Here is a 14,984-nt window from a genome sequence, read left to right on the forward strand (position 1 = left end):
GCTAAAATGCACTTTGTCAACAACAAATATTCAAAATAAAAAAAGTAGCATGTTTCGATTACAAATTTGTAATCAAAATATACTACTTTCATCATATTTTTATTGGTTATCTTCTGGTCGCATTGTTGGAAATAATAGCACATCCCTGATAGATTGGGCATCTGTCATTAACATTACTAATCTATCTATTCCGATTCCCAGGCCACCCGTTGGAGGCATTCCGTATTCGAGAGCTTCAATGAAGTCTTCATCAATTCCCTCTGCTTCGTCGTTACCGTCCTCGCGTTCTTCCACCTGAGCTTCAAATCTTTCTCTCTGATCAATTGGATCATTCAATTCAGTAAACGCATTAGCATATTCTGTACCCAAAATGTACATTTCAAAACGATCAGTAAATCTAGGATCGTCCTCGTTTTTCTTTGCTAAAGGAGATATTTCTAAAGGATGTCCATAAACAAAGGTCGGATCTACAATCGTATCTTCAACAAATTTTTCGAAAAATTCATTAATTATATGTCCGACCTTCCAGTATGCCTCATATTTAACATGATGCTCGTCAGCCAATTTTTGCGCTTCCTCCACTGACATTTCTTTCCAGAAATCAACCCCAGTCACAGATTTAATCGCATCAACCATATGAACTCTTACAAATTTTTTATTAAAATCTACTTTTTTTCCGTCATATTCGATGATTCCATCATCTGAAACGACATCCGCAACCGCTTTAAAAATACCTTCAGTTTCGTCCATAACGTCATGAAAATCGTAGTACGCCACATATGTTTCAAGCATTGTAAATTCAGGATTATGCTTTGTATCAATTCCTTCATTACGGAATACTCGTCCAATTTCGTATACTTTTTCCATTCCACCGACAATAAGTCGTTTTAAATGTAATTCAAGTGCAATTCTCAAATATAATTCAATGTCTAACGCATTATGATGTGTTGTAAAGGGTTTTGCAGACGCTCCACCGGCTTGGTTATGTAAAACTGGCGTTTCAACCTCAACGTATCCATTACCATCTAAATAACGTCTTACGGCTGAAATTATTTGACTACGTTTCATGAATCGATCAAAGCTCTCACGATTTGTAATCAAATCTAGATATCTTTGTCTATATATTTGTTCTACATTTTGTAAACCATGAAATTTATCTGGTAATGGTCGTAATGCTTTCGATAAGAACGTAATTTCTGTTGGACGAATTGTCAACTCACCCATATCCGTTTTCATAACATCACCGGTTATTCCAACAAAATCGCCAATATCCGCACGTTTAAAGATATGGTACGTATCCTCACCCACGACATCTTTACGGACGTATAATTGTAAACGACCATCTTTATCTTGGATATCAGCAAAACTAACCTTACCCTTGCCACGTTTAGACATTAATCTACCCGCAACTGTTGCTTGAATATCCATACCGTCTAGTTCTTCTTTAGTTAATTCGTCATACTTATCGTGCAGTGCTTTAGTCATATCCTTACGTTCAAACCGGTGTCCAAATGGATCCACTCCCGCTTCACGAAGTTCTACAACTTTCTCGCGACGTACCTTTAATTGATCATTCATGCTCTGTTCTTGCTTTGCCATATTATATTCCTCACTTTAATTACATATTTCACTTACTATCATGCCAATTAACCCGTGAAAATGCAACTATTTCTAAGCTTCTTTTTGCATTAATTTGAATTCACGTTCTTTTGTATCTTCTAAGAATTTATCAAATATTGTAATCATTGTTTCTTCCGAATTTGCCTCGTTTAAAGCAGCCTTAGCTCTCGCAGAACGAGAAATACCCTTTAAATAGTACGCGGCCTGACTTCTAAACTCTTTAGGTCCAATGACTTCACCCTTAATCTGACAAAGCGCATGTAAATGCTCTTTAGCGACTAATATCTTCTCTGATGCCGATGGTTCAGCAATAAGTTTACCTGTTTCAAGGTATGTCGTTGTTTGCTTAATCATCCATGGATTTCCTAACGCTGCGCGACCAATCATAACTGCATCAGCACCAACTTCATCCAGCATCTTCTTGGCATCTTGCGGTGTTTTAATATCACCATTACCCATAAAAGGAATCGTTTTTAAATTACTTTTAACTTCATGTAAAATATTCCAGTCTGCTTTACCATTATACATTTGGTAACGTGTTCTACCATGCATTGCAAGCGCGGCAGCGCCACCTTGTTCAGCAGCCAGCGCATTTTCAACTGCTAAAATGTGATCTTCATCCCAGCCTGTTCTCATTTTAACAGTAACTGGAATTGATAGTTCGCTTGTTACGGCATCTACCATTTCGTAGACCTTATCTGGATCAAGTAACCAACGCGCACCCGCATCCGTTTTTGTTACTTTAGGTACAGGGCAACCCATATTAATATCAACAATATCAGCCGAGGTGTGTTCCTCAACAAATTTTGCAGCGGCAACTAATGTTTCTTTATCGCCACCAAAAATTTGAACACTGACTGGATGTTCTCTAGGATCAACAAACAACATACTCAATGTCTTTTTATTTCTAAATTGGATTCCTTTATCAGAAATCATTTCACAAACGACTAATCCGGCACCAAAATCTTTACAGATCATTCTGAAAGCCGCATTTGTTACACCTGCCATAGGCGCAACAACTACTTGATTAGGGATTAATATATCACCAATTTTCCATTCCATTCTATTCACCTCGTCATTTTTTACGCTTACTATTGTTTAGTATCATATCACAAATAACATTTTGATAATATTTATTTAGCCGAACTATTTAACAATTGCATTAATTCATCTTCGGAGTATTGGTACTTATTTCCACAAAAACGACAAACCGCTTCTGCACCATGATCTAATTCGATCATCTCGGTAATATCAGCTTTAGGTAGTGTAGCCAACGACCCATAAAATTTATCTTTTGAACAGTCACATTCAAATGCAACCGGCATTGTATCCAAAATGTTAATATTTTCTTCACCAAACATGAGATAAATAATATCTTCTGGCGTTTTACCTTCTCTAAGCAACTCAGAAACCATTGGCATTTCTGCTAATTTTTTTTCTAATGCATCGAGTACCTCATCCGTTGCGCCTGGCATCACTTGAATCATAAAACCACCGGCAACTTCAATCGTATTATCTGTATTTACAAAAACGGATAATCCAACAGAAGAGGGGATCTGTTCTGATTTGGCTAGATAGTAGGTAAAATCTTCACCAAGTTCACCGGAAATTAATGGTACCTGCCCCGTGAATGGTTCCTTCATTCCCATATCTTTCGTCACAGCCATCGTTCCAGTTGTTCCAACCGCACCTTTAACATCAATTTTATGTTTTTCATTCAAGGGCAAGTGGATATGCGGTTCATGTAAATACCCCTTAACTGTCCCATCCGCATTACCATCAATCACAATAGCGCCAACTGGACCATCACCATTAATTTTAACCGTCATCTTTTCATCACCAGATAGCGTAGACGTGCTCAATAGTAACGTCCCCACTAAACTACGTCCAAGTGCTGCCGATGCCGCACTCCATGTATCATGTCGCCTTTGCGCTTCAGCGACCGTATTTGTCGCGGTTACAGCGTACACTCTTAATTGGCCATCATAGGCCAAACTTTTCACAAGATAATCTTTCATTTATTTCTCCTTAATATTTCGTTTTAGACCAACAAGAACTCCGACAGATAATCCATCGGAGTTCTTGTGTGACGACTATTTATCGTCTTTATTTACTTTAGGATTAAACACAACTGTTTTAGTCAAATCGACTTCATTTGTTTCTTCGGCCACTTTTTGTGCATCTTTACGTTCTAATTCTTTTTTTGTTGCTTCAAAAGAACCATCTTTTTCACTTGGAAATTCATTTGCGTCATCCTTTTCTGGCATCTTGCCATCTTCGAACAAGCTTAAAATTTCTTTTTCATCAAGTGTTTCAAATTCTAATAATTTATCCGCGATCAATTTATGCTGATCTCTGTGGGCTTCAATGATTTCTTTAGCAAGTGTCATACCTTCTTCAGATAAACGACGAACCTCAGAATCAATAATATCAGCCGTATTACTTGAGTAAGCAGCACTTGGTTGACCTGAACCACCAGCGAACATTTGGCTATCGCCTTCCAATTGAACTGGTCCGAGTTTTTCACTCATTCCATATTCAGTAACCATTGAGCGAGCCATTTGTGTAGCTTGTTGGAAATCGTTTGATGCACCTGAAGATTGTTCGTTATTGATAATTTCTTCAGCTGCACGACCACCCATTAATCCAGCAATTTGTTCGCTCATATCTTTTTTAGATAATAACATTTGATCTTCTTTTGGTAACATGATTGCGTAGCCACCAGCACGACCTCGAGGAACAATCGTAACTTTGTGGACAACTCTAGCTTCATTCAACACTAACCCAACAATCGTATGGCCGGCTTCATGGAATGCAACGGTTCTACGTTCTTTTTCATTGATAACACGATCACGTTTTGCTGGTCCCGCAATTACTCGATCCTCAGCTTCATCCATATCACTTGCATCAATTTTTGATTTATTACGACGAGCAGCCAACAACGCAGCTTCATTTAGAAGGTTTTCTAAATCAGCCCCAACGAATCCTGGCGTTTGCTTCGCAATAACCTTTAAATCAACATCTGAAGCCAATGGCTTGTTTTTAGCATGAACAGCTAAGATTGCTTCACGGCCCTTAACATCAGGACGACCAACCAAAACCTTACGATCAAAACGACCCGGACGTAAAAGAGCTGGATCAAGAACGTCAGAACGGTTAGTAGCTGCAATAACAATTACACCTTCTGTACCCGTAAATCCATCCATTTCAACAAGTAATTGGTTTAATGTTTGTTCACGCTCATCATTACCGCCACCCGTACCAGAACCACGACGACGTCCAACGGCATCAATTTCATCGATAAAAATAATTGATGGTGCTGTTTTTTTAGCATTTTCAAATAAATCACGTACACGACTCGCACCAACTCCGACGAACATCTCAACAAAATCAGATCCTGAGATAGAGTAGAATGGCACTTCAGCCTCACCGGCAACAGCCTTTGCAAGCAATGTTTTACCAGTACCTGGAGGTCCCTCAAGAAGAACACCTGATGGAATCCTTGCACCTAAGTCGGCAAATTTACGTGGTGCCTTCAAGAATTCAACAACTTCAACAAGTTCTTGTTTTTCTTCTTCAGCACCAGCAACATCGGCAAAACGTACTTTATTATCTTTTTTCTCAGAAGGTTTTGTCTTTGATTTACCAAAGTTCATGACTTTACCACCGCCACCGCCACCTTGTCCTGCTTGTCCCATCATAAGATAGAAAAACCCGACCATTAATACAAGCGGGATAACCGTGATAGCTAATTGCAACCAGATGCTATCTGATTGTTCTTCTTTTGTATCTATCTTCGTCTTCGTTGCTTCAGCTGATTTCAAAATTTGTGACATATTTGAATCATTTTGAAGCACTGTTGACGTAAATTTTGTAACCTTTGTTGTTTTCTTAGCAGCCGGAATTAATGAAAATCCGGTATTCTTACTTTTTTCTGTTTGCGCCTTAGTATAAGTACCTGTTATTTTGTAAACGCCACCTGATGGTTGAATATCAAATGACTTTACCTTACTTGATTGTAAATCTGAGACGAATTCACTCGATTGAATTTCTTGTGTTTCCGTTCCGCTGTTACCATCGAAAAAGAAATACATCACGCCCATTATTCCAAGCATAATAACTATGTAAAATAAACTATTTTTAAAAAGCCCATTTTTAGGATTGTTTTTCATATCTACTCTCCTGCCCATTTTTCTTTATTTTTAATTCAGCTATTGCTTGAATTTGAATAGGATACACTATATCACAATTGACATTCTTTGACCATTATTATTACTCCGTGTAGATTTCAGGTTTTAAGATACCAATGTATGGCAAATTTCGATACTTTTCAGCGTAATCCAAGCCATATCCAACCACAAATTCATTCGGTACTTCAAACCCTGCATAATCAACTTGAACATCCACTTTACGACCTTCTGGTTTATCTAGTAATGAACAAACCTTAACGGATTTTACGTTTCTACCGTTAAATAGGTCAATCAAGTATGCCAAAGTTTGGCCTGTATCCACGATGTCTTCAACAATAATTACATCTCTGCCTTTAACATCTATGTCCAGATCTTTTATAATCTTAACGTTGCCAGTTGATACGACACCATCTCCATAACTTGAAACGTTCATGAAATCAACTTCTGCATAGTCTGAAACATTTTTGGCAATATCAGCCATAAAAAGATAGGCACCCTTTAATATACAAACAAGCAATGGATTTTTCCCTTGATAATCAGCCGTGATCTGTTGTCCTAAGCGTTGCGTTACAGCTTGAATTTCTTGTTCACTGTAAAGAACTTTTTTGATATCCGCATCCATACACTTTAGCCTCTTCCCTGACCCTGTTTTTTTAAAACGATTATGTCTTGTATTTTATCAGTTTCAAAGGGTTCTGACAATTGAGATTTCTTATAATTTATTAACCATATGATCTGTTTAGTATTCGTTTCTAGCAACCAAGCCTTATTTCTATCATCTTTGGTTACTTTTTGATCAATAAATATTTTTTTAATTTTTTGATTACCGCTATTCGCAACACTTATAAAGTCTCCTGAAAGCTTTTGTCTCAAGGTAAGACCCCCATCAATAATTAAGGGATCAACAAAAATATAATCCGATATATCGGAATCGGTTAAATTAATTTCGTCACGATTAAATACGCCAATTTTTTCATTTTCATTTAGGTTAAACCATATATTTTTAATGACCTGTATTTTTTCGGGTGTGCTGTCATTCTTTTTTTCTTTTTTCACGAAATTCATATACTCATATTGTTTAACAAATTGCTGATCATGACCCAAATCAATTTTGCCTTGTGGTTTTTTAGGATTCATCAGCAGTTGAGTGATTTGCCTAATTTGGTCCGTTTTCAAGAAAACATCTTGGCTCTCGGCAATTCTTTTCAACACTGGAATTTGCCATTTTTTCGCTAAAATCGTCCATTCTTTTATTTGAAATCCAGATTTATCTTTCAACACGGCTACCTTCTCATCAACCGATTCATCTACTAATTCCAACAAATCTGATAATTGATTCGCATAGCTCTGCGCATGCTCGATTGCTTGCTGATTATTTTCAAGCATTTTCGGTATGATTTCTTTTCTAACACGATTTCTAAAAAAATCAGTTGATTGATTCGTTTCATCTTCAAAAAATGGAATCCCTTGTTTTTCAGCATATTGCCTAATAACTTGTTTTGAAAACGACAGTAATGGTCGAATTAATTGACCTGGGCCAAATGATCGAATTCCACTAATTCCAGTTAATTGTCGGATATCTCCTCCACGAATTCCTTTCATAACAAGCGTTTCTATTTGATCATTAGATTGGTGTGCCGTCATTAGCGTTGGATAATCACCCGAACGCATAACCTGCTCAAAAAAAGTATATCGCATTTTTCGAGCCTCATTTTCGATACCTTTTAGCCCATGTTCTGACACGGGCCAAACTTTTTTATATAATTTTAGTTGATTTTCTAGACAATACTTTTCAATAAATTCAGTTTCAATTTGACTTTGCGCTCTCAGTTGATGGTCAACATAGGCAATACCAATTTCCGGTCGGCTGTCATTTGGTAGTTGTCTTAATAAATCAAGCAGTACCATAGAATCAACGCCAGTCGAAACGGCAACTAAGACTTTTTTGGGACTCCCAAGCAGTCGGTATTGAGCCTCGAACTTTGTATTCAACACAACTTTTCTCCTTTTTTAAATTAAAAAAAGAGCGGTTTAAAATTTTCATTTCAACCACTCATTTTAAAATTTGTTATTAATTACGTCGGCCGCCACGGCCACCGCGTTTACCTTCAGTACTTCTTTTTAGCGAAACTAAACGATCTTCACTATCTTTCAAAAATCCAGATAGTAATGAATCAAAGTCATCTTTTTGAGGCTCAACTTTTTTAGTCTGATAACGATTCTTGCCACCACCTGATGGACGAGAACTAGTCGATGCACGGGCATCTTTGTTAAATGTTTTCTGTGGACGAGATTTTGTTTCTGTTACTTGAGGTTTATCAACCGCTTTGCGTATTGATAAACTAATTTTTCCATCATCACCGATGGATAAAACCTTAACTGTGACTTCATCCCCAACAGTTAATGCATCATGAATATCCTTAATAAATCCGTCAGATACCTCACTAATATGCACTAACCCCGTTTTTCTGTCACCCAAATCAATAAATGCACCGAAATTTGTGATTCCTGAAACTTTACCTGAAACTTTCTCTCCGACTTCAATAGACATAAAAAAGTTGCTCCTCCTTAGATATATATACCATTTTAGTATACCACGCTATAAACCTTGATACAAAGTTAAATCATGACCAATATTTTTTGTGCCAATTAATTTTTTAAATTAGTTTTATCGCTAGGAAAACTATAAACCGTTTCCCCTTTTTTGGAGAAATAATATTTCTCACGAATTAATTTCAGTAAGTAATCATTATCATTTAACTGTTCAACCTGGAATTTAAGATCCTTTTGCTCCGTTTTAGCTTTTTTTAATTTTGTTTGTTCAACCGTTGTCTCTTGCTTATAACGTGCAACTTTAACTTTTGTTGAGATTAGCTGAACGCTAAAGAAAATAATAATAATCGCCAAAACGGCCGTCAATCCAATCAAACGGCGCCGATGAATACGCGCCAAACGTTGATCTGCTTTTTGTCCGTTCTTGTTTGCTCTCATGAAATCGTTATCCAAGAATTTAATTTTCGATTTATTATCGGCCATTTTTGTCTCCTAACCCAATAAAGGTAATCCAATCAAAAATCGATAATTATCGACTTTCTTCAGTATAAACTTCAGAAACAACTTCATATAAATCAATAGATTCCGCTTTTTTTGTCGTTTCTTTAAGTGCCATTACTTTAACAGTTAATGTTTTATTACCAAATTGAATCGTTAAATCATCCCCAACAACGACATCTGTTGATGATTTCGCAACTTTATCATTGATAGTAATACGACCTTTATCTGCAATTTCTTTCGCAACTGTTCTACGTTTAATAATACGTGATACTTTTAAAAATTTATCTAATCTCATTAGTTAGTCCCCTTTATTATCGTCTAATTTTTTTCAAAATACGTTTTCCAAATGGTAAACTTAGCCACTCTCGAATAGAAAACAATTGCCATTTAATTGCCATCAAGGCAAATATTCCAGCTCCTATAGAACCAGAAATGAGTGCGGCAAGTCCACTTAATAAGCGATTATCATCCACCAAATTAATTAATTGATTATCTAATAAATAAACCACAATTCCCATCATTACACAAACTAATGTTAATTTTATCATAAAAAGTGGATCAATTAGTAACTGTCTTATCTCACTTGGCGACATTATCCACATGGCAATTAGCACAACTAGCAAGCTCAAGATTGTTGCTACACTAGCGCCTACAGTCCCCATAACAGAAACCAAGTAAAAATTGATGCCCATTTTAAGTAGGAGTCCTATAAGCAATGAAATAACTGCCGTTCGATACAAGCCTAAGCTCTGTAATACGCTGTTGTATGTCCCGATAACCGCCGCCAAAAAGATACTTATCATATAGACGGACAATGTCCCATTTTGTAATTGATCGCCAAATAAAAATTGATTAATCATTGGCATTAAAGCAACTAATCCCACTGTTGCAGCCATTGATAAGGCTACTGTCACATGGACCAACATCTTAGCATACCGCTGAAAATCTCGTTTCCGATTTTCACGTCGTGCCGCCGCCAGAGAAGGTAGTAACATTGAAGAAAATCCAACTGAAATGACTAACCCTAACTGAACTAACGGCTGAGCACGATCATAAATTCCTTTTAACGATTTAGCGGCAGCATTTGAGTAGCCAAAATGTACCAAGCCATTTTTCACCGTGAATGAATCAATCAGTTGCAATAAAACCATCATTGCAGCAAACAGGCAAATAACCAGTCCTTCTGAAAATAACTTTTTAGTAACAGCCATCAGTCTTCGCCTATCTAGATGCATGATCACTTTTTTGAAATCGACGCTAAAGAAATGGTAAAAAGATAAACTTGCACCAATCGCACCGACAGTCGCACCAAACATTGCCCATGACCCCATTGAATACAACGACATTTTATTTTTTACCGCAATGTACGCAGCTAAAATAATTAATCCAACACGTAATAATTGTTCTACGACCTGCGAAACTGCCGTTTTATTCATTTCAAAAATCCCTTGGTAATAGCCACGTCCGACGGCTAGTACAGGTAGAAATAAGAACATAAACGAGACACTCTTAATTAAACCATCTAATTGACCGTCACCCATTGCTAACGCGATTTTAGCTGCCCCTAACTGCAATCCGAAAAAAACGATCATACTAAACACGCCTAAAACAATAAAAATATCCTGAGATAATTTTATTTTATCTTCCTCCAGAGGCTCCTCCGCAATTAGCTTACTAATATAGACAGGAAACCCGGTTAATGCAAAAGTCATCCCTATCCCATAAATAGGATAAACCTGTTGATAAATATAAAATCCAGTATCGCCAACTAAATTTTGAAAAGGTACTCGATAAATAGCACTCAAAATTTTGGCAATCAACGAGGCAACCGATAAAATCATCGCGCCTCGCATTAAATGTCTAAGCTGCTTATTTCCCATATTATTTTGATTCCTTTTTATTTAGTCAGCGACCGTTATTTCGCCAACAGACTCACTCAACGCTTGAACAAAGTTTTGTAGTTCAATTAACCAATCTTCTTCAGTCATCTTAGGCTGAATCACCAAAATCACACGCATTTGCTTGCCTTGTGGTTTCAATGACGCCTTTAATTTTGTTGTCGACAACGCCTTAAAAATGGCTTCCGTACCTAATAATGTCGTCCCTTTTTCAGAAACGGAAACAATCAACTGATCTTTATCTTTTTTAATTTTCTCAACTAATGCTTTATCGGCAAATAATTTAAGTAACCCAACTTCCATTAAGTTGTTTACTTCGGTTGGAAATTCACCAAAACGATCAATCAAATCACCCTGAACTTCTAAATATTGGTCATACGTATCGAGTTGACGAATTCGTTTATAGATTTCAATTTTTTGACGTTGATCGTCAATATATGTTGATGGTAGGTATGCTTCAATGTTAATTTCAATTTCTGAGTCGGATTTAGGATCAACTTTTTTACCTTGTTTTTTATTCACGGCTTCTGTCAACATCTGTGTATACAAATCGTATCCCACGGAATCAATAAAGCCATGTTGTTGTCGTCCTAATAAATTTCCTGCCCCACGAATAGATAAATCTCGCATGGCAATTTTAAATCCGGACCCTAATTCAGTAAAATCTTTAATTGCCTCTAACCGCTTCTCGCTAACTTCAGTTAATACCTTATTAGGTTTATACATGAAATAAGAATAGGCAATTCGACTACTACGTCCAACACGGCCACGTAATTGATAAAGTTGTGCCAATCCCATATGATCAGCATTTTCAACAAATAATGTATTCGCGTTTGAAATATCCACGCCCGTTTCAATGATTGTCGTTGTGACCAATACATCATACACACCTTGAATAAAATCATACAACACATTTTCTAATTGGTTCTCAGTCATTTGCCCATGAATATAAGCAACACTGGCCTCAGGTACCATAATTTCAATTTCTGAAACAACTTTTTCAATATCTTCAACACGATTATGCAAATAAAAGACCTGCCCACCTCGTTGAAGCTCTCTTTGAATACCATCTCGAATTGTGCCACCGTTTTGTTCCATTACGTATGTTTGAATTGGATAACGATTCAATGGTGCTGTTTCAATTACTGATAAATCACGTACACCAAGCATCGACATATTAAGTGTTCTTGGAATTGGCGTCGCCGTCAACGTTAAAACATCAACTTGTGATTTAAATTCCTTAAGTCGTTCTTTATGCTTCACACCAAAACGTTGTTCTTCATCAACAATCAGTAAACCTAAATCGGCGAACTGAATATCCTTCGATAAAATTCGATGCGTCCCAACAACAATATCTAATGCGCCACTAGCCATTTTTTCAGTCGTTTCTTTTAGCTGTTTCTTCGTTCTAAATCGTGATAAAATCCCAATTTCAACTGGAAATCCCTCAAACCGATTAATCATTGTTTCGTAATGTTGCTGAGCCAACACGGTCGTTGGAACAAGTAACGCCACTTGTTTATGGTCTTGAATTGCTTTAAAAGCAGCACGTAATGCAACCTCCGTCTTACCGAAGCCAACATCCCCAATTAATAACCGATCCATCGGTTTCTTTTGTTCCATATCATGCTTAATTTCATTGGAACTCCTGATTTGATCTTCAGTTTCAGAATATGGAAAGGCATTTTCAAATTCCATTTGGTAGTCATTGTCTTTTGAAAATGTGAAGCCGACCTCTGCTTCACGTTCAGCATACAAGGCGACTAGGTCATCAGCGATATCTTCAATTTTAGCAGCAACTTTATTTTTTGTTTTGGTCCATTCTGTACCACCTAATTTATTGATTCTAGGAGATTTAGATTCAGATGATACATATTTCTGAACCATATTTAACTGCGTTACCGGAATAAACAATTTCGCTTCATCCCTGTAGGCAATCGTCATATAATCTTGATGTTTCCCGTCAACTTCTAATGTCTCCATACCCATAAATTGGCCAATACCATGATTGACATGAACTACGTAGTCACCAGGTTTTAAATCCTGATAACTTTTAAGGCGCTCAGCATTAGCTAAAGTCTGTCGTTTTGGTCGTTTCTTAGTGACCTTGTTGAACATCTCGTGTTCAGTCACAACGACCAAGTTTGCTGTTGGCAACTCAAAACCAGCTTGTAGATTACCTTCTACAACCTGAACTTTCCCTAGTTGCAAACTATCCAATGTGGTCATAATAGACGGAATCTCAAAATCATCTAACGTCTGTGAAACTTTATTAAGTCGTTCCTTATCTTGAACCATTACGATAATTGTTTGTTTCTTTTTTAACCAACGATCCATTTCTGTCTTTAGTAGCGGCATTTGACTAAAGAATTGTTGCATCGCATGACCTGGCACATCGATGAGTTGATTGAATTTTAAATTCCCCATACCTTTTTGGAAATGAGCTAAAAATAACTCAGCGCGTGCTTCATTTTTTAATAAATCACGTAACTCAAATCCAAATTTACTCGTTGATAGAACCTGATGCGTTTTTAACTTGTCCGCCATCCAGTTATCTTCGTCTAATTTAAGTGTTTTTTCGCTTTCTAACAATCTTGGATAGTCATCCATGATAACTAAGCCATCTTCACCTAAATAGTCCAACAAACTAGTTTTAGACTGATAAATAATATCCCCAAATAATAAGTGCTCTGGTGACAAATGACCCTTTTCAAAATCACTCATAATTGGCATTATATTTGATTCTAATCGTTCTTGGTCATCACTATCCAGACGTTTATATTCTACGCCATACGCTTTTTTTAATGTTTTACTAGCTTCTAAAAGCATTTCATCAGTCGCAATAAAATCAGTTGCGGGCATGACCTGAATCTGATCCACATTTTCTAAACTGCGTTGATTAGTAACGTCAAAATAACGTAATGAATCAATTTCCGTGTCAAATAAATCCAAGCGAATTGGATTTTCTACAGTTAAAGGATAAATATCTAAGATAGACCCTCGTACAGCAAAATCCCCAGGTCGTTCAACTAATTTTTGACGTTGATAACCCATTGTAAAAAGTTGGGTCTCCGTTTCCTTCAAATCTATATCTTTACCAACGGTTAGATTTAAGGTCGCTTGTTTCCACGTTGCAACGGGGGCCAAAAACCGTCTCAATCCTGAAATCGACGTGACAACAATTTTGGGTGTTTCACCTAGAAGGGATTGGAGCGTTTGAACACGTTCACTTTTAAATTCAGGTGAACTCGTTGCCAATTCTGCAGCCAATAATTCTTCGACGGGAAAAGTCAGCACATTTTCTTCGTCAATAAAATTAGTTAGGTCCTCATTTAATTGGGTCGCATGAAACAAATTATCCGTCACAATTAACATAGACTTATTTTTATTTTTAAAGATTGTTGCCAACATCAGTGTTTTAGCTGAACCGGTTAACCCAGTCAGTAATTGTCTCGTATGAGGTTCAACATTCGTTAACCAGTTATCCACACCAGGAACAGACTGCATCATTGCTTCTAAATTCATTACGCCACCTTCTACCCTTTTCTAAGCAGTTTTTTCTTATTTATGATTGTATTTATTCATTGTGTTCATAAAATCATCTGTCTCCAACCAATCCTCAGTTGCTAAAGTTGCCGTATTGATTGCATCCCCCAAAGCTTTTTCCTGATTTTTAGAGAATTTAGTTAATACCCAATCAACTACAGAAACTTTATCTGGATGGTCAATACCAATTTTAATTCGTTTAAATTCTTGCGTACCCGTATGCGCTATAATACTTTTTAATCCATTATGCCCACCGGCTGACCCTTTTTGGCGTAACCGAATACGGCCAACTTCTAAATCTAAATCATCATTAACAATAAGTATGTCAGAAACGTCTATTTTGTAAAAATCCATCAAGGGTCTAACTGCTCGACCTGATTCATTCATGTAAGTAGATGGCTTAACCAAGACAATTTTTTCACCATTCAAATTAAAAGAAGCCACTTGCGCTTCGTATTTACTTGAACCAAAGTTAGCATTGTATTGTTTTGCAAATGCGTCTACTGTGGCGAAACCGACATTATGCCTTGTACCATCATACTTTTGACCAATATTACCTAAACCAACTATCATTTTCATTTCAATTTCTCCTTTAAATAAACGCAAACATCTGGGCAAGTTTGACAGCTCACCCAGCATTTCGACCCTATTCTTTTCTTTCAATCATTATACCATA

At 36.8% G+C, this 14,984-nt stretch carries 12 protein-coding genes; all 12 read right to left on the reverse strand.

Features of this window, described 5'->3' with window-relative positions:
* Positions 1–99: 99 nt before the first annotated feature.
* The gene (gene lysS / locus N0K73_RS06890) at positions 100–1,599 is read right to left on the reverse strand and encodes a lysine--tRNA ligase (protein ID WP_112251451.1); all 1,500 of its coding nucleotides are present in this window, start codon (positions 1,597–1,599) and stop codon (positions 100–102) included.
* A 72-nt stretch (positions 1,600–1,671) separates the two neighbouring features.
* The gene (gene dusB, locus N0K73_RS06895; protein ID WP_057974366.1) at positions 1,672–2,682 is read right to left on the reverse strand and encodes a tRNA dihydrouridine synthase DusB; all 1,011 of its coding nucleotides are present in this window, start codon (positions 2,680–2,682) and stop codon (positions 1,672–1,674) included.
* 71 nt (positions 2,683–2,753) lie between these two features.
* Complete coding sequence (gene hslO / locus N0K73_RS06900) at positions 2,754–3,638, reverse strand: Hsp33 family molecular chaperone HslO (RefSeq protein WP_112251449.1); 885 nt, start codon at positions 3,636–3,638, stop codon at positions 2,754–2,756.
* Between the two features lie 75 nt (positions 3,639–3,713).
* Positions 3,714–5,792, reverse strand: a complete 2,079-nt coding sequence (gene ftsH, locus N0K73_RS06905) for an ATP-dependent zinc metalloprotease FtsH (RefSeq protein WP_112251447.1) — start codon at positions 5,790–5,792, stop codon at positions 3,714–3,716.
* A gap of 100 nt (positions 5,793–5,892) precedes the next feature.
* Complete coding sequence (hpt, locus tag N0K73_RS06910) at positions 5,893–6,432, reverse strand: hypoxanthine phosphoribosyltransferase (protein ID WP_112251445.1); 540 nt, start codon at positions 6,430–6,432, stop codon at positions 5,893–5,895.
* Positions 6,433–6,437: 5 nt separating this feature from the next.
* A complete protein-coding gene (gene tilS / locus N0K73_RS06915) occupies positions 6,438–7,802 on the reverse strand; it encodes a tRNA lysidine(34) synthetase TilS (RefSeq protein WP_112251443.1) in 1,365 nt (454 codons plus the stop codon).
* A 79-nt stretch (positions 7,803–7,881) separates the two neighbouring features.
* On the reverse strand, positions 7,882–8,361 hold the full coding sequence (locus N0K73_RS06920) for a S1 domain-containing RNA-binding protein (RefSeq protein WP_057974361.1): 480 nt from the start codon (positions 8,359–8,361) through the stop codon (positions 7,882–7,884).
* A gap of 98 nt (positions 8,362–8,459) precedes the next feature.
* Positions 8,460–8,846: an FtsB family cell division protein gene (locus N0K73_RS06925; protein WP_057974360.1), complete on the reverse strand. Its 387-nt coding sequence runs from the start codon at positions 8,844–8,846 to the stop codon at positions 8,460–8,462.
* Between the two features lie 46 nt (positions 8,847–8,892).
* Entirely contained in the window at positions 8,893–9,159 is a 267-nt protein-coding gene (locus N0K73_RS06930) for an RNA-binding S4 domain-containing protein (protein WP_057974359.1), read from the reverse strand.
* A gap of 16 nt (positions 9,160–9,175) precedes the next feature.
* Positions 9,176–10,744 (reverse strand): putative polysaccharide biosynthesis protein, encoded by a 1,569-nt coding sequence (locus N0K73_RS06935; protein ID WP_112251441.1) that lies wholly within the window; start codon positions 10,742–10,744, stop codon positions 9,176–9,178.
* A 21-nt stretch (positions 10,745–10,765) separates the two neighbouring features.
* On the reverse strand, positions 10,766–14,287 hold the full coding sequence (mfd, locus tag N0K73_RS06940; RefSeq protein ID WP_112251439.1) for a transcription-repair coupling factor: 3,522 nt from the start codon (positions 14,285–14,287) through the stop codon (positions 10,766–10,768).
* A gap of 36 nt (positions 14,288–14,323) precedes the next feature.
* A complete protein-coding gene (gene pth, locus N0K73_RS06945) occupies positions 14,324–14,887 on the reverse strand; it encodes an aminoacyl-tRNA hydrolase (protein ID WP_112251437.1) in 564 nt (187 codons plus the stop codon).
* Between the last annotated feature and the right edge of the window lie 97 nt (positions 14,888–14,984).

Source organism: Dellaglioa algida (assembly GCF_030127605.1).
GTDB classification, from domain to species: Bacteria; Bacillota; Bacilli; order Lactobacillales; family Lactobacillaceae; genus Dellaglioa; species Dellaglioa algida.

Excerpts from the sequence above, each read along its gene's own strand:
- lysS (WP_112251451.1), bottom strand. The coding sequence starts at position 1,599 with ATGGCAAAGCAAGAACAGAGCATGAATGATCAATTAAAGGTACGTCGC.
- N0K73_RS06925 (WP_057974360.1), bottom strand. The coding sequence starts at position 8,846 with ATGGCCGATAATAAATCGAAAATTAAATTCTTGGATAACGATTTCATG.
- dusB (WP_057974366.1), bottom strand. The coding sequence starts at position 2,682 with ATGGAATGGAAAATTGGTGATATATTAATCCCTAATCAAGTAGTTGTT.
- mfd (WP_112251439.1), bottom strand. The coding sequence starts at position 14,287 with ATGAATTTAGAAGCAATGATGCAGTCTGTTCCTGGTGTGGATAACTGG.
- N0K73_RS06935 (WP_112251441.1), bottom strand. The coding sequence starts at position 10,744 with ATGGGAAATAAGCAGCTTAGACATTTAATGCGAGGCGCGATGATTTTA.
- N0K73_RS06930 (WP_057974359.1), bottom strand. The coding sequence starts at position 9,159 with ATGAGATTAGATAAATTTTTAAAAGTATCACGTATTATTAAACGTAGA.
- ftsH (WP_112251447.1), bottom strand. The coding sequence starts at position 5,792 with ATGAAAAACAATCCTAAAAATGGGCTTTTTAAAAATAGTTTATTTTAC.
- N0K73_RS06920 (WP_057974361.1), bottom strand. The coding sequence starts at position 8,361 with ATGTCTATTGAAGTCGGAGAGAAAGTTTCAGGTAAAGTTTCAGGAATC.
- pth (WP_112251437.1), bottom strand. The coding sequence starts at position 14,887 with ATGAAAATGATAGTTGGTTTAGGTAATATTGGTCAAAAGTATGATGGT.
- hpt (WP_112251445.1), bottom strand. The coding sequence starts at position 6,432 with ATGGATGCGGATATCAAAAAAGTTCTTTACAGTGAACAAGAAATTCAA.
- hslO (WP_112251449.1), bottom strand. The coding sequence starts at position 3,638 with ATGAAAGATTATCTTGTGAAAAGTTTGGCCTATGATGGCCAATTAAGA.